The organism is Aquariibacter albus (assembly GCF_014145335.1).
Lineage (GTDB): Bacteria > Pseudomonadota > Gammaproteobacteria > Burkholderiales > Burkholderiaceae_C > Aquariibacter > Aquariibacter albus.
This window is the reverse complement of the sequence record NZ_JACIVI010000002.1, coordinates 135989-156719: the sequence shown is the minus strand read 5'-3', so window position 1 is coordinate 156719 and position 20731 is coordinate 135989. Positions and strand designations below refer to the sequence as shown.

At 73.1% G+C, this 20731-nt stretch carries 17 protein-coding genes, 1 tRNA gene and 1 pseudogene; 11 read left to right on the top strand and 8 right to left on the bottom strand.

Going from position 1 to position 20731, the window contains the following annotated elements:
* Positions 1-20: 20 nt before the first annotated feature.
* The gene (gene mutM / locus H4F90_RS08205; RefSeq protein WP_182663397.1) at positions 21-857 is read right to left on the bottom strand and encodes a bifunctional DNA-formamidopyrimidine glycosylase/DNA-(apurinic or apyrimidinic site) lyase; all 837 of its coding nucleotides are present in this window, start codon (positions 855-857) and stop codon (positions 21-23) included.
* 52 nt (positions 858-909) lie between these two features.
* Between mutM and H4F90_RS08200 the strand changes: the two genes are divergently transcribed.
* From H4F90_RS08200 to ruvB, 10 genes are all read left to right on the top strand, one after another.
* A complete protein-coding gene (locus tag H4F90_RS08200; protein WP_182663395.1) occupies positions 910-2754 on the top strand; it encodes a tetratricopeptide repeat protein in 1845 nt (614 codons plus the stop codon).
* Positions 2751-3299 carry an outer membrane lipoprotein LolB gene (locus H4F90_RS08195; RefSeq protein WP_182663393.1) on the top strand — a complete coding sequence of 183 codons (549 nt, stop codon included), beginning with the start codon at positions 2751-2753 and terminating at the stop codon, positions 3297-3299. Before H4F90_RS08200 ends, H4F90_RS08195 begins: the two co-directional genes overlap by 4 nt.
* Before the next feature lie 2 nt (positions 3300-3301).
* Positions 3302-4159, top strand: a complete 858-nt coding sequence (gene ispE, locus H4F90_RS08190) for a 4-(cytidine 5'-diphospho)-2-C-methyl-D-erythritol kinase (protein ID WP_220486124.1) — start codon at positions 3302-3304, stop codon at positions 4157-4159.
* Positions 4160-4230: 71 nt separating this feature from the next.
* A tRNA-Gln gene (locus tag H4F90_RS08185) sits at positions 4231-4307 on the top strand.
* A gap of 86 nt (positions 4308-4393) precedes the next feature.
* Positions 4394-5356 (top strand): ribose-phosphate pyrophosphokinase, encoded by a 963-nt coding sequence (locus tag H4F90_RS08180; RefSeq protein ID WP_182663389.1) that lies wholly within the window; start codon positions 4394-4396, stop codon positions 5354-5356.
* Between the two features lie 94 nt (positions 5357-5450).
* Positions 5451-6065 carry a 50S ribosomal protein L25/general stress protein Ctc gene (locus H4F90_RS08175; protein ID WP_182663387.1) on the top strand — a complete coding sequence of 205 codons (615 nt, stop codon included), beginning with the start codon at positions 5451-5453 and terminating at the stop codon, positions 6063-6065.
* 106 nt (positions 6066-6171) lie between these two features.
* Positions 6172-6828 (top strand): aminoacyl-tRNA hydrolase, encoded by a 657-nt coding sequence (gene pth / locus H4F90_RS08170; RefSeq protein WP_182663385.1) that lies wholly within the window; start codon positions 6172-6174, stop codon positions 6826-6828.
* A 28-nt stretch (positions 6829-6856) separates the two neighbouring features.
* On the top strand, positions 6857-8509 hold the full coding sequence (locus H4F90_RS08165; RefSeq protein ID WP_182663382.1) for an ExeA family protein: 1653 nt from the start codon (positions 6857-6859) through the stop codon (positions 8507-8509).
* A gap of 17 nt (positions 8510-8526) precedes the next feature.
* Positions 8527-9330: a general secretion pathway protein GspB gene (locus H4F90_RS08160; protein WP_182663379.1), complete on the top strand. Its 804-nt coding sequence runs from the start codon at positions 8527-8529 to the stop codon at positions 9328-9330.
* A gap of 30 nt (positions 9331-9360) precedes the next feature.
* Complete coding sequence (gene ruvB, locus H4F90_RS08155; protein ID WP_182663377.1) at positions 9361-10431, top strand: Holliday junction branch migration DNA helicase RuvB; 1071 nt, start codon at positions 9361-9363, stop codon at positions 10429-10431.
* Between the two features lie 22 nt (positions 10432-10453).
* Here ruvB and H4F90_RS08150 read toward each other — a convergent pair whose 3' ends face one another.
* The 6 genes and pseudogenes from H4F90_RS08150 to H4F90_RS08125 all read right to left on the bottom strand — a co-directional run bounded on the left by H4F90_RS08150 (position 10454) and on the right by H4F90_RS08125 (position 18509).
* Positions 10454-11161 (bottom strand): histidine phosphatase family protein, encoded by a 708-nt coding sequence (locus H4F90_RS08150; protein ID WP_182663375.1) that lies wholly within the window; start codon positions 11159-11161, stop codon positions 10454-10456.
* Between the two features lie 2 nt (positions 11162-11163).
* Complete coding sequence (locus H4F90_RS08145; protein ID WP_235972114.1) at positions 11164-11445, bottom strand: DUF1840 family protein; 282 nt, start codon at positions 11443-11445, stop codon at positions 11164-11166.
* Positions 11442-12296, bottom strand: coding sequence for a PEP-CTERM sorting domain-containing protein (locus H4F90_RS08140; RefSeq protein ID WP_182663371.1), 855 nt, complete (start codon positions 12294-12296; stop codon positions 11442-11444). Before H4F90_RS08140 ends, H4F90_RS08145 begins: the two co-directional genes overlap by 4 nt.
* Before the next feature lie 226 nt (positions 12297-12522).
* Positions 12523-13428, bottom strand: a pseudogene (locus tag H4F90_RS08135) (methyl-accepting chemotaxis protein); the annotation flags it as partial.
* Between the two features lie 471 nt (positions 13429-13899).
* On the bottom strand, positions 13900-16791 hold the full coding sequence (gene fdhF, locus H4F90_RS08130; RefSeq protein ID WP_182663368.1) for a formate dehydrogenase subunit alpha: 2892 nt from the start codon (positions 16789-16791) through the stop codon (positions 13900-13902).
* On the bottom strand, positions 16788-18509 hold the full coding sequence (locus tag H4F90_RS08125; RefSeq protein ID WP_182663366.1) for an NADH-ubiquinone oxidoreductase-F iron-sulfur binding region domain-containing protein: 1722 nt from the start codon (positions 18507-18509) through the stop codon (positions 16788-16790). The genes fdhF and H4F90_RS08125 overlap by 4 nt, the downstream gene beginning before the upstream one ends.
* A 154-nt stretch (positions 18510-18663) precedes the next feature.
* On the opposite strand from H4F90_RS08125, the gene H4F90_RS08120 reads away from it, so the two are divergent.
* Positions 18664-19752: a substrate-binding domain-containing protein gene (locus H4F90_RS08120; RefSeq protein WP_182663364.1), complete on the top strand. Its 1089-nt coding sequence runs from the start codon at positions 18664-18666 to the stop codon at positions 19750-19752.
* 46 nt (positions 19753-19798) lie between these two features.
* On the opposite strand, the gene H4F90_RS08115 is transcribed toward H4F90_RS08120, so the two are convergent.
* Entirely contained in the window at positions 19799-20710 is a 912-nt protein-coding gene (locus H4F90_RS08115) for an esterase/lipase family protein (protein ID WP_182663362.1), read from the bottom strand.
* Positions 20711-20731: the final 21 nt, after the last annotated feature.

Here is a 20731-nt window from a genome sequence, read left to right as displayed (position 1 = left end):
CGGGCCGGGCGGCGCGCGGCTCAGGGCCGCTGGCAGCCGCGGCAGAAGTAGGTGGCCCGCTGGCCCTGCACGATGCGCAGCACGCGCCGGGCCGGGCCGCAGCGGGTGCAGGGCTGGCCCTCGCGGCCGTAGACCTGGGCCTCGTCCTGGAAAGCGCCGTCCATGCCGTGCGCGTCCTTGAAATCGCGTAGCGTGCTGCCGCCCAGGTCCAGCGCGCGGCCGAGCACGGCCCGCACCGCGCCGGCCAGGCGCTCGCAGCGCAGCGGGCCGAGGCGGCCGGCGGGCGTGCGCGGGTCGATGCCGGCGGCGAACAGGGCCTCGCTTGCATAGATGTTGCCCACGCCGACGACCGCATCGCCGGCCAGCAGGGCCTGCTTGACGGCGACCCGCTTGTCCTTCCAGCGCGCGCGCAGCAGCGCACCGCCGAAGCCGGGGTCGAAGGGCTCGATGCCCAGGTCGGCCAGGCGCTCGCCGGCCAGGCCCCGGTCGATCGCCGGCGACCAGCAGACCGAGCCGAAGCGGCGCGGGTCGGTCAGGCGCAGCAGGCCGCGGTCGGTGGCGATCTCGACATGGTCCCAGGGCCCGGAGGGCGGCAGCGCGCCGAAGGCCAGTGAACCGGACATGCCGAGATGGATCAACAAGCCGTCCTCCACCGCGCCGGGGGGGACGGCCAGCGGCAGCCAGAGGTACTTGCCGCGCCGCCGCACGTCCAGCAGCCTGCGACCGACCAGTTCCTGTGCCGCGCAGCCCAGCGGCCAGCGCAGGGGCAGGCCCAGGCGGACAGCCTCGATCCGGGCCCCGGGCAGGGCGCCGAGCAGGCTTCGGCGGGTGGTCTCGACCTCGGGCAACTCGGGCATCGGGGGATTATCCCGGCCCACCTAGAATCGATTTGGAACCCTTGGAGTCCCCATGCAGAAGCTGCGCCGTCCCGTCCTTGCCTTGCTGATGGCCGGTGCCACGCTGGGGGTGGGGGCCGCGTCCGGGCTGATGCCGGCCTGGGCTGGCACAAGCACCAAGCCGTCCACCGCCCAGAACTCGGCGCTCAGCGGCGAGCTCTTCCACCTGATCCTGATCGGCGAGCTCGAGCTGCGGGCCCAGAACCCCGGGGCGGCCTACCAGCTGCTGCTCGACGCCGCACGGCGCAGCAAGGAGGAGGCCCTGTTCCGCCGCGCCACCGACATCGCCGTGGAAGCACGGGCGGGCGACCAGGCGCTCAGCGCCGTCCAGGCCTGGCGGGTTGCGGCGCCGAAGTCGCTCGATGCACTCCGCTACGAGGTGCAGTTGCTGATTGCGCTGAACCGGGTGGGCGACACCGTCGAGCCGCTGAAGACCCTGCTGGGCCTGATCCCGCCGGCGGACCGCGCCGGGGGCCTGCTCGCCCTGCCCCGCACGCTCGGCCGCGGTGCGAAGCCGGAGGCCATCGTCGGGGTGGTCGAGCGCGTCGTCGCGCCTTATCAGAAGGACGCCGATCCGGCCGTCGCGGCCGCGGCCTGGGTCGCGCTGGCTCGCGCTCGCCTGGCTGCCGAGCGGGTCGACGAGAGCCTGGCTGCCCTGCAATCGGCCCAGCAAGTCCAACCCCAGAGCGAGGCGGCCGTGCTGCTGGCCCTCGAGCTGATGAGCAAGGCCCAGCCGGTGGCCGAGCCGATGGTGCAGCGCTACCTCAAGGCCCAGGGCCCGGCCGGCGGCTCGACCCTGAACGCGGTTCGGCTCATCTACGCCCGCGGCCTCGCGGGCCAGGAACGTCATGGCGAAGCCCTGGGCCTGCTGCAGACCGTGACCCGTGAGGCGCCCGACCTCACCGAGGCCTGGCTGACCCTGGGTGCGCTGCAGTTCGAGCTGCGCCAGTACACGGAATCCGAGCAGACGCTGGGGGAGTTCCTCGTTCGCAGCGAGCGCGCAGGGGCGCTTGCCAGCGGCCATCCGGACACCGTCGAGGCCGACGACGCCGACCGCCCCGACGGCCGGCCCGATCCCCAGAGCGAGCTGCGCCGGCAGCGAAGCCAGGCCATGATGGTGCTGTCGCAGGCCGCCGAGAAGCGCGGCGACCTCCGCGCCGCGGAGGCTTGGCTGGACCGCATCGAGGAGGCGCCGGCCCTGCTGCTGCAGAGCCGGCGCGCGACGCTGATGGCCCAGCGCGGCGACGTCGACGGCGCACGCCGGCTGCTCCAGGATCTGCCGGCCGACACGCCGGAGGCCGCTCGCGGCAAGCTGATGGCCGAGGCCACCCTGCTGCGCGAGGCCAAGCGCTGGGGGCAGGCCGACGCGGTGCTGCAAGGGGCCGAGGAACTGTTCCCGAACGATGTCGACGTGCTCTACGAGCGCGCCATGCTGGCGGAGAAGCGCCAGCGCTACGAGGAGATGGAGGTCCTGCTGCGCAAGGTCATCCAGCTCCAACCCCAGCATCACCATGCCTACAACGCGCTGGGCTACACGCTGGCCGATCGCAATGTGCGGCTGCCCGAGGCCCGTGCCCTGATCCAGCGGGCGCTGGAACTGGCCCCCGGCGAGCCCTACCTGCTCGACAGCCTGGGCTGGGTGGCCTACCGCATGGGCCGCCATCAGGAGGCGCTGGAAGCGCTGCAGACGGCCTACGCCTCGCGGCCCGATCCCGAGATCGGCGCCCACCTGGGTGAAGTGCTGTGGGTGATGGGCAGGAAGGACGAGGCCGCGCGCGTCTGGCGGGAGGTGCAGCAGCGCGATGCCGCCAACGAAGTGCTGCAGGAGACCCTGCAGCGCCTGAAGATCCGCCTGTGAGGCCCCGACGCGATGTGCGGGGCCATGGCCCCCGGCGGCGCCTGCTCGCCCTGCTGGCCGCCACGGCCCTGGCCGGCTGTGCGAGCCCGCCACGGCTGACCGCCCCGCAGAGCCTGAGCGGCCGCTTCGCGCTGCTCAGCGAAGGGGAGCCGCCTCAGTCCCTGAGCGCCAGCTTTGCGCTGGAGGGCGGCTCGGACCAGGGCCTCTTCATCCTGAACAGCCCGCTGGGCAGCCGCCTGGCCGAGGCACGCTGGCGACCGGGCCGTGTCTGGCTGCGCGATGCCCAGGGCGAGCACGACTACGACGACCTCGACGACCTCGCGCGGCATGCGCTGGGCGAGTCGGTGCCGCTGGAGGCCTTGCCCGACTGGCTGCGTGGCCGGCCGAGCCGGCTCGGCCTCAGCGAGCCGGTGCCCGGCGGATTCCGGCAGCTGGGCTGGCGCATCGACCTGAGCCGCCAGGCCGAGGGCCGGATCGAACTGCAACGCATCGACCCGCCGCTGCTGCGTCTGCGCGTGCGGCTGGACACCGACACCGCCCCGTGAGCCTGCGCACCCTCCTGGACCTCCCGGCTCCGGCCAAGCTCAACCTGTTCCTGCACGTGACGGGCCGGCGCGAGGACGGCTACCACCTGCTCCAGTCGGTCTTTGCACTGGTGGACTGGTGCGACCTGCTGCATCTGGAGACCCGCGACGATGGCCGCCTGCAGCGCCATGACCTCGGCCCGGCCCTCCCGGCCGACGACCTCTGCCTGCGTGCCGCGCGGGCCCTGCAGCAGGCCAGCGGCACGCGGCGCGGCGTCGACATCACGATCGAGAAGCACGTGCCCTGGGGCGCCGGCCTCGGTGGCGGCAGCTCCGATGCCGCCACCGTGCTGCTGGGCCTGAACCAGCTCTGGGGCCTGCACTGGCCGCGCGCAAGGCTGGCCAGGCTGGCCCTGGGACTCGGCGCGGATGTGCCCTTCTTCATCGGCGGCCGCAACGCCTGGGTCGAAGGCATTGGTGAGGCGCTGCAGCCGGTCGACCTGCGACCCCAGCGCTGGCTGTTGCTTAAACCCCCCATCGCCGTGCCGACCGCCGCAATTTTTGCGAGCCCCCTCTTGGGCCGAGACACGAAACCGGCTACACTCTTGGACTTTCTTGCAGACCCCGACGGGTTCAAGCACAACGATCTGCAGCAGCCGGCGACGGCCTACAGCCCTCAAGTGCAGGAAGCCGTGGCGCTTGCAGCCCGGTGCGGTGATCACAGCCGCATGACAGGTTCAGGCAGCGCGGTGTTTGCGGAAATCGGTTCAGAAGCCCAGGCAATCCAGGCCCGGCAGCAGCTCAGATCGCTGCCGGAGGGGTGGACAGGGTGGCTGGGCCGGGGACTGGAGCGTCATCCCTTGTCCGACTTCGCGGTGTAAGCCGCCGGTCGCACGGGACAGGTTCCAGGCCGGCGACAGTTTCAGGTTCACGCGCAAGCGCGGACCGGTGTAGGGGAGTCGCCAAGTTGGTCAAGGCATCGGATTTTGATTCCGACATGCGAGGGTTCGAGTCCTTCCTCCCCTGCCAGAGTTCATCCGACACGGCGCCCTTCGGGGCGCTTTGTCGTTGCTGAGGGCCTAGATGTGGTCTCACCCGCACCGATCGGAGAAGCGATGCTCTCGAACACCGTGATCTTCACCGGCAACGCGAATCCGGCGCTCGCGCAGGAGATCGCTCGCCACCTGGGCCTGGAGCTGGGCCGGGCGGCGGTCGGCCATTTCTCCGACGGCGAAGTCACGGTCGAGATCCAGCAGAACGTGCGTGGCCGCGAGGTCTTCGTCGTGCAGCCCACCTGCGCGCCGACCAATGAGCACCTGATGGAGCTTTGCATCATGGTCGATGCGCTCAAGCGCGCCTCGGCGGGCCGGATCACCGCGGTGATTCCCTACTACGGCTACGCTCGCCAGGATCGGCGCCCGCGCTCGACCCGCGTGCCGATCAGCGCGAAGGTCGTCGCCAACATGCTCGAAGTCGTCGGCGTGAACCGCGTGCTGACGATGGACCTGCACGCCGACCAGATCCAGGGCTTCTTCGACATCCCCGTCGACAACATCTACGCCTCGCCGGTCCTGCTGTCCGACCTGCGCAGCCGGCAGTACGAGAACCTGATCGTCGTCTCGCCGGACGTCGGCGGCGTGGTGCGTGCCCGTGCGCTGGCCAAGCAGCTCGAAACCGATCTCGCCATCATCGACAAGCGCCGGCCGGCCGCCAATGTGTCCGAAGTCATGCATGTGATCGGTGACATCCAGGGCCGCAACTGCGTGATCATGGACGACATGATCGACACGGCCGGCACGCTGGTGAAGGCCGCCGAGGTGCTGAAGAGCCGTGGCGCCAAGAGCGTGCTGGCCTATTGCACGCACCCGGTCTTCTCGGGCGCGGCCATCGAGCGCATCAAGGGGTCGCAGCTCGACGAGGTGGTGATCACCAACACCATCCCGCTGCGTCCCGAGGCCCTGGGCACGACCAAGATCCGCCAGCTCTCGGTGGCCTTCCTCTTCGCCGAGACCATCCGCCGCATCACCGACGGCGAGTCGGTGACCTCCCTTTTCTCGGAACAGAACAACAACTTCTGATCCGGCTGCATCCGCGACGGCACGGCAGCCTGCCGCGCCGTCGCATCACCCGGGGGACCTGGTCGCGGGCCCCCTTCCACACTGGAGCATCACCATGAACTTCGTTGCCTTCGCGCGCGAGAAGCAGGGGACCGGAGCGAGCCGCCGCCTGCGCAACACCGGCCGCACCCCCGGCATCGTCTACGGTGCCGGCGAGCCCGCCACCATCGAGCTGGACCACAACGCGCTGTTCCACGCGCTGAAGAGGGAATCCTTCCACTCGTCCATCCTGGACATGGAACTGGCCGGCGCCACCACCAAGGTGCTGCTGCGCAACGTGCAGTACCACCCCTTCAAGCCGCTGATCCTGCACGTGGACTTCCAGCGCGTCGATGCGACCACCCGCCTCAAGAAGAAGGTGCCGCTGCACTTCGTCGGTGGCGAGAACTCGCCGGCCGTGAAGCTGGACAAGTGCACGCTGAACCCCATCGTCCACGAGCTCCAGATCGAGTGCCTGGCCGAGAAGCTGCCCGAGTTCCTGGAAGTCGATGTGTCGAACGTGGTCAAGGGCCAGACCCTGCACGTCGAGGACGTCAAGCTGCCGGCCGATGCCAAGGTCCTGACCCACGGCAAGAAGAACCCCCCGATCCTGTCGGTGGTCGAGCCGGTCGAGGAAGTCATCGTCGTGGCCGCCGCCCCGGCCCCGGAGAAGAAGAAGGGCAAGAAGTAATCGACAGCGGCCTGCGGGCCCTTGCGATCCTTCGCCCCACCAGAAGCCCCGGCCCGCCGGGGCTTCTTGCTTTGCGGCCCACCGCCCTCCCCTGAAAGGTCCTCCGATGACGATCCGCCTGCTGGTCGGCCTGGGCAACCCCGGCCCCGAGTACGAGGCCACCCGCCACAACGCCGGCTTCTGGTGGCTGGACGCGGTGGCGCGCGAGCTCAAGGCCCACTTGGTGCCCGAGCGCGGCTACTTCGGCAATGTCGCGCGGGTGGCCCGGCCGCTGCCGGGCCTCGAAGGCCCGGTCTGGCTGCTCGCGCCGATGACCTTCATGAACCTCTCGGGCAAGTCGGTCGGCGCGCTGGCTCGCTTCTTCAAGATCGCCCCGGCCGAGATCCTGGTGGCCCACGACGAGCTGGACCTGCCGCCCGGCGAGCTCAAGCTCAAGTTCGGCGGCGGCCATGCCGGGCACAACGGCCTGCGCGACCTCCACGCCCAGCTGGGCACGGGCGACTACTGGCGGCTGCGCATCGGCATCGGCCACCCCGGCGACAAGGCCGCGGTGGCGGGCTATGTGCTCGGCAAGCCGCCCTCGCCGCAGCGCGAGGCCATCGAAGCCTCGGTGATCCGCGCGACCCTGGCCCTGCCGGCCCTGCTCGGGGGGGACATGGCCAAGGCCACCCAGCTGCTGCACACCAGCAAGCCGCCCCGGCCCAAGCCGCCGCGGCCGGCCGCCGGCAAGGGCCCTGAGGCCGGCGAGGGCCCGGCGGGCTGAGTCGCGCGGGCTCGCTATGCTCGGGCCCATGTACGCGCGCCATTTCGGGCTTGAGCACCCGCCCTTCTCGATCGCCCCCGATCCGCGCTTCCTCTACCTCAGCGACCACCACCGCGAGGCCCTGGCCCACCTGCTCTACGGCCTGGACAGCGGCGGCGGCGTCGTGCTGCTCAGCGGGGAGATCGGCGCGGGCAAGACCACCGTCTGCCGCGCCTTCCTCGAACAGATGCCGGCGCACTGCCGGGTCGCCTACATCTTCAACCCCAAGCTCAGCGTCGTCGAACTGCTGACCACGGTCTGCGAGGAATTCGGCCTGCCGCATCCGCCCGCGGGCGAGGCCACGGTCAAGGGCTGCGTCGACCCGCTGAATGCCTTCCTGCTCGAAGGCCATGCCGCCGGCCGCCAGGCCGTGCTGGTGATCGACGAGGCCCAGAACCTCGACGCCGCGGTGCTGGAACAGCTGCGGCTGCTCACCAATCTGGAGACGCGCGAACGCAAGCTCCTGCAGATCGTGCTGATCGGCCAGCCCGAGCTGCGCGAGCTGCTGGCGCGGCCCGAGCTGGAGCAGCTCGCGCAGCGCGTGATCGCCCGCTACCACCTCGGCCCGCTGACCGAGGCCGAGACGCGGCACTACATCGCCCACCGCCTGGCCATCGCCGGCGCACGCGGCGGCAGCCCCTTCGACGCCGAGGCCCTGCGGCTGATCCACCGCCGCAGTGGCGGCGTGCCACGCCGCATCAACCTGCTGGCCGACCGCGCGCTGCTGGCCGCCTACGCGGCGGACCGGTCGCGGGTCGATCGTCGGACCGTGGCGCAAGCGGCCGAGGAGGCGCTGGCCCGCCCCGCACGCCGCCCGAGCCGGCGGCGGCTGCTCACCGGGCTCGGCCTGCTGCTGACGCTGGCCCTGGGCTGGGGCCTGGGCCGCAGCTTCGGGCCGGCCGACCCTGTCGCCGCCCCCGTGGCCGCCCCGCCCCCGCCCGTTGCCGCCCGCGAGGCTCCCACCACCCCGGCGGGGACCTCGGCGCCGCAGGCCCCCGATTCGGCCCCGGCCGCCGCGCCCGGCGAAGCGAGCGCAGCCGCCAGGGCGGCCTCCGCCCCCGCCGCGGTGTCGCCCCAAGATGCGCTGTGGGCCGCCCTCGCCCGGCGCTGGGGTCTGCCTGCCAAAAGCCTGGTCGGACCCGAGCCCTGCGAGGCCGCAGCCGCCCACGGCCTGCGCTGCCAGCGCCTGGAACTGCGGGCCGACACCCTGCGCCGCCTGGACCGACCGGGCCTGCTCGACTGGCGCGACGCCGAGGGCCGCAGCAGCCAGCCCGTGCTGCTGCGCGGCTGGTCGCCCGCCGGGGCCGACGTCGAGGATGCCGCCGGTCCCCGCATCCTGCCCGCCCCCCGCCTGGCCTCGGCCGGCCGCCTGGTCTTCCTGACCCTGTGGCGACCGACCCCAGGCTACCGCGGGCCCGGCCGGGCGGTCGACGAAGCCTTGCTGGAGCGCGCCTTCGCCCGGCTGGGCCCTGCGCAGGGCGGCGGCCTGCCGGCGGGCAGCAGCCTGCGGGAGCGGATCCGCGCCTTCCAGCGCCAGCACGGCCTGCCGGTCGATGGCCTGGTCGGCCCGCTGACCCTGATGCACCTGAACCGCGCCCTGGGCGCCCCCGAGCCCCGGCTCGACCGCCGCCCCGGCGCCTGAGGCCGGAGCCCCTCGACATGTCCACCATCCTCGATGCCCTGCGCCGCGCCGATGCCGAACGCCAGCGCGGCCAGGCCCCCAGCCGAGAGGCCGTGACCCGCCTCGCCCCGCCGCCCGCGGCCGGGGACGAGCGGGGGCGCCGCCCCCTTCTGCTGCTGGCCAGTCTGGGCGGTGCCCTGCTGGCCGGTGCGCTCGCCTGGGCCCTCTGGCCCGCGCCGAGCCCCGCCCCGCAGCAGGCCGCGTCCCCGCCGCCGCCAGCCCCGTCGCCCGGCGTGGCCCGGCCCGCCCCAGCGGAAACCCTCGAGCCGCCCGCCCGCCCGCCCGGCACCGTGGCCGGGGCCGGCGTCGGCTTCCAGGCCCTGCCCTTCGAGCTGCCCCCCGCGCCACCGCCAGCCGTGCCGCGCGCCGCCCCCCCCATCCGGCCCCCCGGCGAGGTGGCCGATGCCCCGCCCCGGCTGGCCAACCGACCGAGTCCGCGCCCGCCCGCCTCCCGCCCCCGGGGTGCTGAAGCGGACGAACCGGCCGCCCGCCCGGGGGCCCGTGCCGCCGTGCCGCCGGCCCCGGTGGCCGACAGCGCCCCCGCCCCGAGCCCGGTCCCCCGGCCCTTGCGCGAGCAGCCCGCCGGCCTGCAGGCGGCCCTGCAGGGCCAGCGCATCGATGGCGTGGTGCATGCGGAGGATCCGGCCAGCCGCCTGCTGATCGTCAACGGCCAGATCCGGCACGAAGGCGAGCCGGTGGCCGAAGGCGTGCGCATCGAGCGCATCGAGCCCGGCGCCGTGCTGCTGCGCTGGCAGGGCGGCGTGCATGCGCTGCGGCCCTGAGACACTGCAGTCTCGCCACCCGGAACCCTCGTGAGCATCCACACCGACGACTTTGCGCCGGCCCCGGCCGGGCGCCTGATCACGCCGGCCCCGGCCTCGCGGCAGGAGGAAGCGCTGGAGCGCGCGCTGCGCCCGCGCCTGCTTCAGGACTATGTGGGCCAGGCCAAGGCCCGCGAGCAGCTGGAGATCTTCATCGACGCCGCCCGCAAGCGCGGCGAGGCCCTGGACCATGTGCTGCTGTTCGGCCCCCCGGGCCTGGGCAAGACCACGCTGAGCCACATCATCGCGGCCGAGCTGGGGGTGAAGCTGCGCCAGACCAGCGGCCCGGTGCTCGAGAAGCCCAAGGACCTGGCGGCCATCCTGACCAATCTGGAGGCCAACGACGTCCTGTTCATCGACGAAATCCACCGCCTGAGCCCGGTGGTCGAGGAAATCCTCTACCCGGCGCTGGAGGACTACCAGATCGACATCATGATCGGCGAGGGCCCGGCCGCACGCAGCATCAAGCTCGACCTGCAGCCCTTCACCCTGGTGGGCGCCACCACCCGCGCCGGCATGCTGACCAACCCGCTGCGCGACCGCTTCGGCATCGTCGCGCGGCTGGAGTTCTACACGCCCAAGGAGCTCGCGCGCATCGTCACCCGCTCGGCCGGCCTGCTGAATGCGCCGATCGATGCGGCTGGCGCGCAGGAGATCGCGCGCCGCAGCCGCGGCACGCCGCGCATCGCCAACCGCCTGCTGCGCCGGGTGCGGGACTACGCCGAGGTCAAGGGCGACGGCCGGATCGACGCGCCGCTGGCCGACAAGGCCCTGGCCATGCTCGACGTGGACCCGCAGGGCTTCGACCTGATGGACCGCAAGCTGCTGGAGGCAGTGATCCACCGCTTCGACGGCGGGCCGGTCGGCCTGGACAACGTGGCCGCGGCCATCGGCGAGGAGAGCGGCACGATCGAGGATGTGATCGAGCCCTACCTGATCCAGCAGGGCTATCTGCAGCGCACGCCGCGTGGCCGGGTGGCCACGCTCGCGGCCTGGCGCCACCTGGGCCTGACGCCGCCGGCCGCGACCGGTGGCCTGTTCGCCGAGGGCGGCGGCGCCTGAGACCGGCGCCGCCCGCGCGGCCTCAGGCCGCGGGGCCGACCGTCGCGTCGTCCGCGCCGACCTGGTCGTCGAGGTGGCGGGTGTCGGCCCAGCCGACCAGGGCCAGGCCCTCCGGGCTGTGCAGCAGGCGGCCGACCCCGGTGTTGGGCAGGGTCCAGCTGCGTGGCGCCTCCAGCGCCACCCGGGCGGCAGCGCGGTAGAGGCAGTCCAGCACGCCGCCGTGGGCCACCAGGGCCACGGTCTGTCCCGGGTGCCGGGCCAGCAGGCGCTCGGCCACGCCGACCACGCGCGCATAGAAGCTGTTCAAGGTCTCGCCGTCCTGGGGGCCGAAGGCCGGGTCGCGGGCCTTCCAGCGGCGGTGCGCCTCGGGATGCTGCTGGGCGATCTCGTCCCAGGCCAGGCCCTGAAAGACGCCGAAATGGCGCTCGCGCAGGCCGGGCTCGGCCTGCGGCAGGGGCTGGCCGACGGCGGCCAGGGCCTCGGCCGTGTGCCAGGCACGCTGCAGGTCGCTGGCGTAGATCGCGTCGAGGGGCTCGTCGGCCAGGGCCTCGGCCAGCCGGGCCGCCTGCCAGCGGCCCTGTGCATTCAGACCGATGTCGAGCTGGCCCTGGATGCGGTTGCCGACATTCCAGTCGGTCTCGCCATGGCGGATGACGAGCACCCGGCAGGCCTCGCCAGGCACCGGAGGGCGCGGCTTGCGCTCGGTCTCGCAGCGTTCACGGGCGCTCATGCTCAGACCCCCCACACCAGCGGCTTGCCCGCCGCGGCGGCCCGTTCGAGCGCCTGGCGCAGCGGCCAGGCGCGCTGGCGCAGCATGACCGCGGGGCGTGTCGGCAGCGGCCTGTCCTCGGCCCGGGCCGCGTCTTCCAGCGCGGCGAAGGCGGCTTCCTCGCCGAGGATCGCGGCATCCAGCGCCGCCAGGGCCGCCGGCACCTGCTCGGGCAGCACGATGCCCTGGGGAGCGGGCTCGCGGCCTAGGGCGCGCAGCACCCCCTCGCCATGGGCCTGGGTCATCCGCAGGTCAGCGGTCGCGGCGGATTTGAAGACATAGAGCATGCGGGCTCCTCGGCGGTCCGGAAACCGTCGATTGTGCGGCGCAGCGCCGCCCGCTTCGGGACGGCCATCAGCGCGACCAGGCCCAGCAGCATCAGGGCCCAGCGGCCCGGCTCGGGCACCGGCGCGGCAGGTGCCTGGAAGCCCAGCAGGGCCAGCTTGGCCGTCAGGCTCAGGCCGGGCGTGGCCGACTGGACGAAGACCGAGGCATCGACCTGGTAGTCGGTCCCGGCGAGCTGGCCGAACAGGGCCGGCAGCTCGATGCGCAGCGGCAGGCTGAGCGTGCCCAGCGGCGCCAGGTCGACGAAATCGGTCTGCACGGTGCTGCCCTGGGTGGCCACGGTGAAGACATTGGCCGAGGTGAAGGCCGGGGCGCCGGGGAAGGCGGACACGGTGTAGGCGAAGCTGCTGAAGTAGGTCTCGGGGGCCATCGGGTCGGTCGTCTGCAGCGCGGCCGAGATCGAGACGGTGAAGTTGGCCTGGTCGCTGTCGATCAGGGCCTGGGCATCGGGCGTGGCGCTCAGCGAGAGGTCCAGGTCGAGGGCGAACACGTCCAGATTGCGGTCGCCGGGGCTGCCCGGCGCCTGGATGATCAGGCTGCCGAAGGGAATCTCGTCGATGGTCGACAGGTTGCAGCCCGCAGCCAGGGCCGGGCAGTCGCTGGTGGCCGAGAGGCTGGCGATCGGCGCTGCCTGGACCTGCAGGGCCAGGGCCGCCAGGCTCAGGCCCAGGGCGGCGAGCAGGGCGCGGCCCGGCAGGGGCTGGACGCGTCGGCCGGCGCGTGCGGGCGTCTTGGAAAGGATCAGGGGCATGATGGACTCCGGGACGGGATGCCCCGATGTCGCAAGATGCAGGCGCACGGCCCGGGCCGCCCCCGGCTGCGGCATCGGCCCAGGGCCGCGGCGGGCGCCCAGGGGACCGGCCCCGCCGACCGGGCGGCGGCCGCGCTGTCCGCGGGTCGCGCCGGGGGAGTCGGCTGGGGCATTTACCCCAGCCCTGGGGCCAATGCCCCGGGTCCTGTCCCCCGGGACGGGCCGCTCAGGCCGCCAGGCGGAAGACGGCGACGGTGCCGGTGAGCTTCTGGGCCTGCTCGCGCAGGGAGCCGGCGGCCGCCGCGGCCTGCTCGACCAGCGCGGCGTTCTGCTGGGTCACGCCGTCCATCTGGTCGATGGCCTGGTTGATCTGCTGGATGCCGGCCGACTGCTCCTCGCTGGCATGGCGGATCTCGCCCATGATCGCGGTGACCTTCTGCACGCTGCGCAGGATCTCCTGCATGGTCGCGCCGGCCTCGTCGACCTGGCGGGCGCCGTCGCTGGCGCGGTCGACCGAGTCGCCGATCAGGGTCTTGATCTCCTTGGCCGCCTGCGCGCTGCGCTGGGCCAGGTTGCGCACCTCGCCAGCGACAACCGCGAAGCCACGGCCCTGCTCGCCGGCCCGGGCCGCCTCCACCGCGGCGTTGAGCGCCAGGATGTTGGTCTGGAAGGCGATGCCGTCGATCACGCCGATGATGTCGTTGATCTTCTGCGCGCTGCCATTGATGGCCTGCATGGTGGCGACGACCTGGCTCATGACCTGGCCGCCGCGGCTGGCCACGTCGCTGGCGGCCATCACCAGCTCATTGGCCTGGCGGGCGCTGTCGGCGTTCTGCTTGACGGTGCCGGTGAGCTGCATCATCGAGCTGGCGGTCTGCTGCAGGCTGCCGGCCTGGGTCTCGGTGCGGGCCGAGAGGTCGTTGTTGCCCGAGGCGATCTCGCTGGACGCGGCCTCGACCTGCTCGGCGGAGCTGCGCACCTCGCTGAGCGCCTGCTGCAGTTTCTTGCGCATCGCGTTCAACTCGTGGTTGAGCCAGGCGAACTCGTCGCGGCCCTGGGCCTCGATGCGGCTGGCCAGGTCGCCGCCGGCGATGCGGCTGACGACCTGCACCACCCGCTCCACCGGACGGCTGAAGCTGACATGGGTCGCCCAGGCCATGCCCAGGGCGGTCAGCATGGCCAGCGCCAGCACGCCCGCGATCAGCGGCCGCAGCGTGGCGGCCAGCTCGACGCCCGCGGCCGTCTGGCCGGCCAGCAAGGCCGCCTCCATGCGGCCGAGGGCCAGCAGGCCCAGGCCGCCGAGCAGGGCGAAAAGCAGGGTCAGGATCAGGAAGCCCGAACCGATGCGGACGGTCAGGCGGTAGTGATGCAGATGAAACATGGCGGGGCTCCCCCTGCCGCGGCGGCAGTCCGGATGGTGAAGACGACGGACCTGCCCCCCCGGAACGCATCGGCCGCAGGGGGACGGGGACGCGTGAAGCGTAGGCGGCTCATCGACCGGACCATCGGCAGACTTGAGCCGCGCAGCCCGCGCAGATGTCGTCTTCAGGGGTTTGCCCGGGGGCGGACGGGCGCGTGCGGCCCACCCACCCCGGCCCCGGGTTCAGCGGGCAGCCGCCACCGGCTGCACCTGCACCGCCGTCACCTTGAAGCCCGGGATCTTGGCGACGGCATCCAGCGCGTCGCCGGTCAGGCGGTTGGCGGCGGCCTCCCAGTAGGCGAAGGCCATGAAGACCTGGCCGCGCTGCACCTCGGGCGTGAGCACGGCCACGGCCTGCACCTCGCCGTGGCGGGTGGCCATGCGGATGGCTGCGCCGTCGGCGATGCCCAGCGGCTCGGCATCCAGCGGGTGCATCTGCACCAGCGGCGCCGGGGCGATGGCCTCCAGCATGCTGGCGTGGCGGGTCATCGCGCCGGTGTGCCAGTGCTCCAGCACGCGGCCGGTGGTCAGCACCAGGGGGTAGTCGGCGTCGCGGGTCTCGGGGCCGGCGGCGAAGGTGGTGGGCACCAGGTGGGCCCGGCCGTCGTCGGTCGGGAAGCGGTCGATGAAGACGATGGCCTCGCCGGGCGCATCCTCGCGCGCGGCCGGGGTCATGACCGCGTTCTCGCGCACCAGACGGCTCCATGGCACACCGGCCAGCGGCTCCATGGCCTGGCGCATTTCCTCGTAGACGCGGGCCACCGGGGCCTCGGCCGCGGCCTGGCCATCGCCATCGGCGGCGGTCCAGTAGGCCCAGGGCAGGCCCAGGCGGCGGCCGATCTGCTCGATGGCCCAGAGGTCCTGGCGGGCCTCGCCGGGCGGCCGGGTGGCCGGACGGCCGGGCTGGATCAGGCGGTCGGTGTTGGTGTAGCTGCCCCACTTCTCGGCATGGGCCGAGGCGGGCAGGATCACGTCGGCCAGGAGGGCGGTCTCGGTCGCGAAGATGTCCTGCACCACCAGGTGCTGCAGGCTGGCCAGGGCCGCGCGCGCATGGTTGAGATCCGGGTCGGACATCGCCGGGTTCTCGCCCTCCACGTAGATGCCGCGGATCCTGCCCGCGCTGGCGGCATGCATGATCTCGACCACGGTCAGGCCGGGCTCGGCCTCCAGCCGCGGCAGCAGGCCCTCGCCCCAGAGCTGCTCGAAGCTGGCGCGCACGCCGGCTTCGGCCACGCGCTGGTAGTTGGGCAGCATCATGGGGATCAGGCCCGCATCCGAGGCACCCTGCACATTGTTCTGGCCGCGCAGGGGATGCAGGCCGGTGCCGGGCCGGCCGATCTGGCCGGTGATCATCGAGAGGGCGATCAGGCCGCGCGCGTTGTCGGTGCCGTGCACATGCTGGCTGACCCCCATGCCCCACAGGATCATGGAGCCCTTGCTGGTGGCGAAGGCGCGGGCCACGGCGCGGATCGTGTCGGCATCGATGCCGCAGATCTCGGCCATGCGCTCGGGCGTGGCTTCGGCCACCGCGGCCTGCAGCGCCTCGTAGCCGCGCACGCGCTCGGCGATGAAGCCGGCGTCGACCAGGCCCTCGGCGATGATCACGTGCAGCAGGCCGTTGAGCAGGGCCACGTCGGTGTCCGGGCGGAAGGCCAGGTGCCAGGTGGCGCGGCGGCTGAGGGCATTGCGGCGCGGATCGGCGATGACCAGCTTGGCCCCGCGGTCGACCGCGTTCTTGATCCAGGTCGCGGCCACCGGGTGGTTGACCACCGGGTTGGCGCCGATCAGGAAGATCAGCCCGGCCTGCTCGACATCGGCCACCGGATTGCTGACCGCGCCCGAGCCCACGCCTTCCAGCAGCGCCGCCACCGAACTGGCGTGGCAGAGCCGGGTGCAGTGGTCGACGTTGTTGGTCGCGAAGCCCTGGCGGACCAGCTTCTGGAAGAGGTAGGCCTCCTCGTTGCTGCCCTTGGCCGAGCCGAAGCCGGCCAGGGGGATGGCGCGGCCACGCAGGCCGGCGGCCAGGGCCTCGTCGCGGATCGCCTTCAGGCCGCCGGCGGCGAAGTCCAGCGCCTCATCCCAGCTCGCGGGGCGGAACAGGGCCTCCAGCGCCACCTCGCCGGACTTGACGCGGTCGATGTCGGCCGGGTCCTTCTTCACGCCCTCGCGGCGGATCAGCGGGGTGCTTAGGCGGCGCGGATGGTGGATGTAGTCGAAACCGTAGCGGCCCTTCACGCACAGGCGGCCGTGGTTGGCCGGGCCGTCCAGGCCGGTCACGTAGTGCACCTTCTGCGGCCCCTCGGGCGCGCTCTCCTGGGCCGGGCCCACGTGCAGGCGCAGCTGGCAGCCGACGCCGCAGAAGGGGCAGACCGAATCGACCTCCTTCGTGATGGTGGCCAGGCCGGCGCCGCGCGCCGGCATCAGCGCGCCGGTGGGGCAGGCCTGCACGCATTCGCCGCAGGCGACGCAGGACGATTCGCCCAGCGGCGCATCGGCATCGAAGCTGATCTTGGCGTGCGGGCCGCGCAGGGCCAGGCCGATCACGTCATTGCCCTGGATGTCGCGGCAGGCGCGCAGGCAGCGGGTGCACTGGATGCAGGCATCCAGGTTCACGGCGATGGCGGCGTGGCTGAGGTCGGGCGCCGCATAGTGCGGGTTGCGGGCCGGGAAGCGGCTTTCCGTCACGCCGACCCTGGCGGCCCAGGCGCTCAGCTCGGAGGCCTGGGTGTGCACATCGGTCGTGGCGCCGGCATCGCTGAGCAGCAGCTCCAGCACCAGGGCGCGCGACTTGAGCGCACGCGGGCTCTCGGTCTCGACCTTCATGCCGGGCGCCACGGCGCGGCAGCAGGACGCGGCCAGGGTGCGTTCGCCCGCCACCTCCACCACGCAGGCGCGGCAGTTGCCGGCGGGGGCCAGGCCTTCCTTGTGGCAGAGGTGCGGGATGGTCACGCCCTGGGCCTGGGCGACGGCCCAGATCGTCTGGCCTTCCTTGGCCTGCACGGTCTGGCCGTTCAGGCTGAACTCGACCGTGGGCAGGGCTTCGCTCAGCACGGTGTCGGGGGTGCGGGCGTTCATGCGGACAGCTCCTGCGGGAAGTACTTGATGACGCAGTCCACCGGGTTGGGCGCGGCCTGGCCCAGGCCGCAGATGGAGGCGTCGCGCATGACCTGGGACAGGTCGGCGATCAGCTCGCGGTCCCAGACGGGCTGGGCGATCAGCTCGCGCACCTTGGCCGTGCCGGCGCGACAGGGGGTGCACTGGCCGCAGCTCTCGTGCTCGAAGAAGGCCATCAGATTGCGTGCGGCATCGGTCACGCGGTCCTGGTCGGACAGCACCATCACCGCGGCCGAGCCGATGAAGCAGCCGTGCGGCTGCAGGGTGTCGAAGTCCAGCGGGATGTCGGCCATCGAGGCCGGCAGGATGCCGCCCGAGGCGCCGCCCGGCAGGTAGGCGTAGAGCGTGTGGCCGGGCAGCATGCCGCCGCAGTACTCGTCGACCAGCTCCTGCAGGGTGATACCGGCCGGCGCCAGGTGCACGCCGGGCTTCGCGACCCGGCCGCTGACCGAGAAGCTGCGCAGACCCTTGCGGCCGTGGCGGCCCTGGCCGGCAAACCACGCGGCGCCGCGCTGCAGCAGCGTGGGCACCCAGTAGAGCGTCTCGAAGTTGTGCTCCAGCGTGGGCCGGCCGAAGAGGCCCACCTGCGCCACATAGGGCGGCCGCAGCCGCGGCATGCCGCGCTTGCCCTCGATGGATTCGATCATCGCGGACTCTTCGCCGCAGATGTAGGCCCCGGCCCCGCGGCGCAATTCGATCGCCGGCAGGGCATGGCCTTCCGGCAGCGGCGGCGCGGCCTTCAGCGCGGCCAGTTCGCGTTCGAGCAGGGCGCGGCAGCCGTGGTATTCGTCGCGCAGGTAGATGTAGCAGGCCTCGATGCCGACCGCCCAGGCGGCGATCAGCAGGCCTTCGAGGAAGAGGTGCGGATGCTGCTCCAGGTAGGTCCGGTCCTTGAAGGTGCCGGGCTCGCCCTCGTCGATGTTGACCGCCATCAGGCGCGGGCCGGGCGCGCCGCGCACGATGCGCCACTTGCGGCCGGCCGGGAAGCCCGCGCCGCCCAGGCCGCGCAGGCCGGAATGTTCGAGGGTCTGGAGGACGGATTCGACGTCGCGCACGCCCGTCAGGCATTCGGCCAGCAAGGTGTAGCCGCCGGCGGCACGGTAGGCGGCCAGGTCCTGGTAGGGCGCGGGCTCGTGGGTGGTGGCCCCCGCCTGCACAGCCGCCTGCACCGATTCGACCGTGGCCTTCGCGATGGGATGCTGGTGCACGGCCACGGCCGGGGCCTGCTCGCAACGGCCGATGCAGGGCGCGGCGATCACGCGCACCTCGCGGCCGAGGATCTCGGGCAAGCGGGCCAGCAGCTCCTGCGCGCCAGCCATCTCGCAGGCCAGGCCGTCGCAGACGCGCACGGTGAGCGCGGCAGCCACCGGGTAGTGGCCGTCGGCGCCGGGACGCACGACCTCGAAGTGGTGATAGAAGCTCGCGACCTCGTGCACCTCGGTCACCGACAAGCGCATCAGCTCGGCCAGGGCGGCGAGGTGGTCGCTGCGCAGCTGGCGGTGGCGGTCGTTGATGGCATGCAGATGCTCGATCAGCAGGTCGCGGCGGCCCAGATCGGCGTCAGGGCCCAGGGCCTCGCGAACGTCGGCCAGGGCCTGGGCCGGGACCGGCCGGGGGCCGGAGCTGCGTGGCGCACGGGCCTTGCCGACCGGCAGGATGGGAATGACGGGGGCGTTCATCGACGGTCTCCGCGCAGGCTTCAGCAGAAGCTGCCGCCAGCATGCGCTTGATTCAACATATTTGATGCGGGACGGCTTGCCCCTGCGAACCCTGAAAGATTAGCCATCCAGGGCCTGCAAAATATGCAAGGCACTTCCACATCGAAGGACAGGCATGCGCGTTCACATCCGGCCCCAGTGGTCGATCAGCCCCGGCGGCAACGGCAGCGGCGAGGACCTGGCCGGCCTGGACATCGCCAGCCTGCTGGCCCTGCTGGCGGCCGTGCAGGAAACCGGCGCGATCGCCCAGGCCGCACGCAGCCTGGGCGTGTCCTACCGCCACGCCTGGGGCCAGGTGAAGGCCGCCGAGGCCCTGTTCGGCCATCCGCTGATCGACGCCGGCCGCGGCCGCGGCTCCACCCTCAGTCCCCTGGCCGAGAAGCTGATCTGGGCCCAGCGCCGCGTGCAGGCCCGGCTGACGCCGCTGCTCGACAGCCTGGCCTCCGAGCTGGAGACCGAGATCGAGCGCAGCCTGCCGCGCGCACCGCAGCCGCTGCGCCTGCATGCCAGCCACGGCTTCGCGGTGGCGGCGCTGGTCGAGCAGCTCGAAGCCGTGCCGCAGTCGGTCGAGCTGCGCTACCGCCACAGCATCGAGGCCGTCGCCGCCCTGTCACGCGGCGAATGCGACCTGGCCGGCTTCCACGTGCCGATCGGCGACTTCGAGGCCCGCGCCGCCCAGCGCTACCGCGCCTGGCTGCGCGACGAGGAGCACCGCCTCGTGCATCTGGCCGTGCGCTGGCAGGGCCTGTTCGTCGCGCCCGGCAACCCCAAGCGCGTGCGTGGCGTCGAGGACCTGGGCCGCGAGGACCTGCGCTTCGTCAACCGGCCCCAGGGCTCCGGCACCCGCATGCTGACCGAGCTGCTGATCGACAAGCACGGCCTCACACCGGCCGCGCTGCGCGGTTGGGAGAGCACGGAATTCACGCATGCGGCCGTGGCCGCCTTCATCGCCAGCGGCATGGCCGATGTCGGCCTGGGGGTGCAGACCGCGGCCCAGCGCTTCGGCCTGACCTTCCTGCCGCTGCTGCGCGAGCGCTACTTCTTCGCGGTGCGCGCCGAGGCCCTGGAGCAGCCCGCGATGCGCAGCCTGCTGGCCCTGCTCGGCAGCCCGGCCTACCGGGCCACCGTGGCGGCCATGGCGGGCTACGAAGCAGCCGAGACCGGCCGGGTGCTGCGCGTCGACGAGGCCTTCGGCGGACGCTGAGCCGGGCGCGCCGCAGCGGCCGGCTCAGCCCTTCGCTCACACCCGCTCAGTCCAGCCGCGCGCGCAGCCAAGCCAGGCAGGCCGGGTGATGGACCAGCGCGATGTGCGCGGTGGCCGGCAGGTGCAGGGTCTCGGCGCCGGCCAGCACGGCGGAGGCCGGGGGGAAAACGACGTTGTCGGCCGTGCCCAGCACGCAGCAGCAGCGCGCACCCGGCGGCTCGGGCAGGCGGGCCTCGGCGGCGGCCAGCGCCTGCAGCCAGTCGCTGCCGGGCCGCATGTCGCGGGCATTGCGGCTGAGGCCCAGCCGGGCCAGCCAGGTGCCGTGGTGCGGCGTGCCGATCGTCATCACCCCGGCCAGCCGCGCGGCATTGCCGGGCGCGGCCACGCGCCACGCGCGCCACACCAGGCCCCCCATGCTGTGCGCGACCAGCAGCGGCGGGCGGCCGGTGGCGGCCTCCAACCGGGCCACCGCGGCTTCGAGGCAGGGCACGCCGGCCTCGACACCGGCCAGGGGCGGCTCCAGCGTGACGGCCAGCACCGGCCGGCCCTCGGCCGCGAGGCGCGCGAGCCAGCGGTTCCAGAAGCCGCGGTTGCAGACATGGCCGTGCACCAGCACCACGCCGCGCTGGCCGGCCAGGCCGGGGCGGTCGGGCCAGGCCGCAGCGCGGAAGGCCTGGTGCCAGAGAAAGGTCGGCAGGGCGAGGCCCAGCTCGCCCAGGACGGCCCGCAGTCGGTCGATGGCACGCGGGCGCGGCCAGGGATCGTCGCCGTGGACGGCCGCGGCCAGCATCATCTCCAGCCCATAGGCCCCGAGCCCGAGCAGAAGCAGGCCCAGGGGCAGGGCCAGGGCCGCCACCAGCCCGGCCAGCGGCCGCCCCGCGGCCAGGCCGCCGAGGGCGAGCGCCAGCATGGCCAGCAGCAGCAGGGCCAGGGCAAGACGCAGCAGACGGGCGATCACGGAAGCCCCCTCGGACGGCCC

Excerpts from the sequence above, each read along its gene's own strand:
- mutM (WP_182663397.1), bottom strand. The coding sequence starts at position 857 with ATGCCCGAGTTGCCCGAGGTCGAGACCACCCGCCGAAGCCTGCTCGGC.
- H4F90_RS08200 (WP_182663395.1), top strand. The coding sequence starts at position 910 with ATGCAGAAGCTGCGCCGTCCCGTCCTTGCCTTGCTGATGGCCGGTGCC.
- H4F90_RS08180 (WP_182663389.1), top strand. The coding sequence starts at position 4,394 with ATGCTCTCGAACACCGTGATCTTCACCGGCAACGCGAATCCGGCGCTC.
- H4F90_RS08175 (WP_182663387.1), top strand. The coding sequence starts at position 5,451 with ATGAACTTCGTTGCCTTCGCGCGCGAGAAGCAGGGGACCGGAGCGAGC.
- pth (WP_182663385.1), top strand. The coding sequence starts at position 6,172 with ATGACGATCCGCCTGCTGGTCGGCCTGGGCAACCCCGGCCCCGAGTAC.
- H4F90_RS08165 (WP_182663382.1), top strand. The coding sequence starts at position 6,857 with ATGTACGCGCGCCATTTCGGGCTTGAGCACCCGCCCTTCTCGATCGCC.
- H4F90_RS08160 (WP_182663379.1), top strand. The coding sequence starts at position 8,527 with ATGTCCACCATCCTCGATGCCCTGCGCCGCGCCGATGCCGAACGCCAG.
- H4F90_RS08150 (WP_182663375.1), bottom strand. The coding sequence starts at position 11,161 with ATGAGCGCCCGTGAACGCTGCGAGACCGAGCGCAAGCCGCGCCCTCCG.
- H4F90_RS08145 (WP_235972114.1), bottom strand. The coding sequence starts at position 11,445 with ATGACCCAGGCCCATGGCGAGGGGGTGCTGCGCGCCCTAGGCCGCGAG.
- H4F90_RS08140 (WP_182663371.1), bottom strand. The coding sequence starts at position 12,296 with ATGCCCCTGATCCTTTCCAAGACGCCCGCACGCGCCGGCCGACGCGTC.
- fdhF (WP_182663368.1), bottom strand. The coding sequence starts at position 16,791 with ATGAACGCCCGCACCCCCGACACCGTGCTGAGCGAAGCCCTGCCCACG.
- H4F90_RS08125 (WP_182663366.1), bottom strand. The coding sequence starts at position 18,509 with ATGAACGCCCCCGTCATTCCCATCCTGCCGGTCGGCAAGGCCCGTGCG.
- H4F90_RS08120 (WP_182663364.1), top strand. The coding sequence starts at position 18,664 with ATGCGCGTTCACATCCGGCCCCAGTGGTCGATCAGCCCCGGCGGCAAC.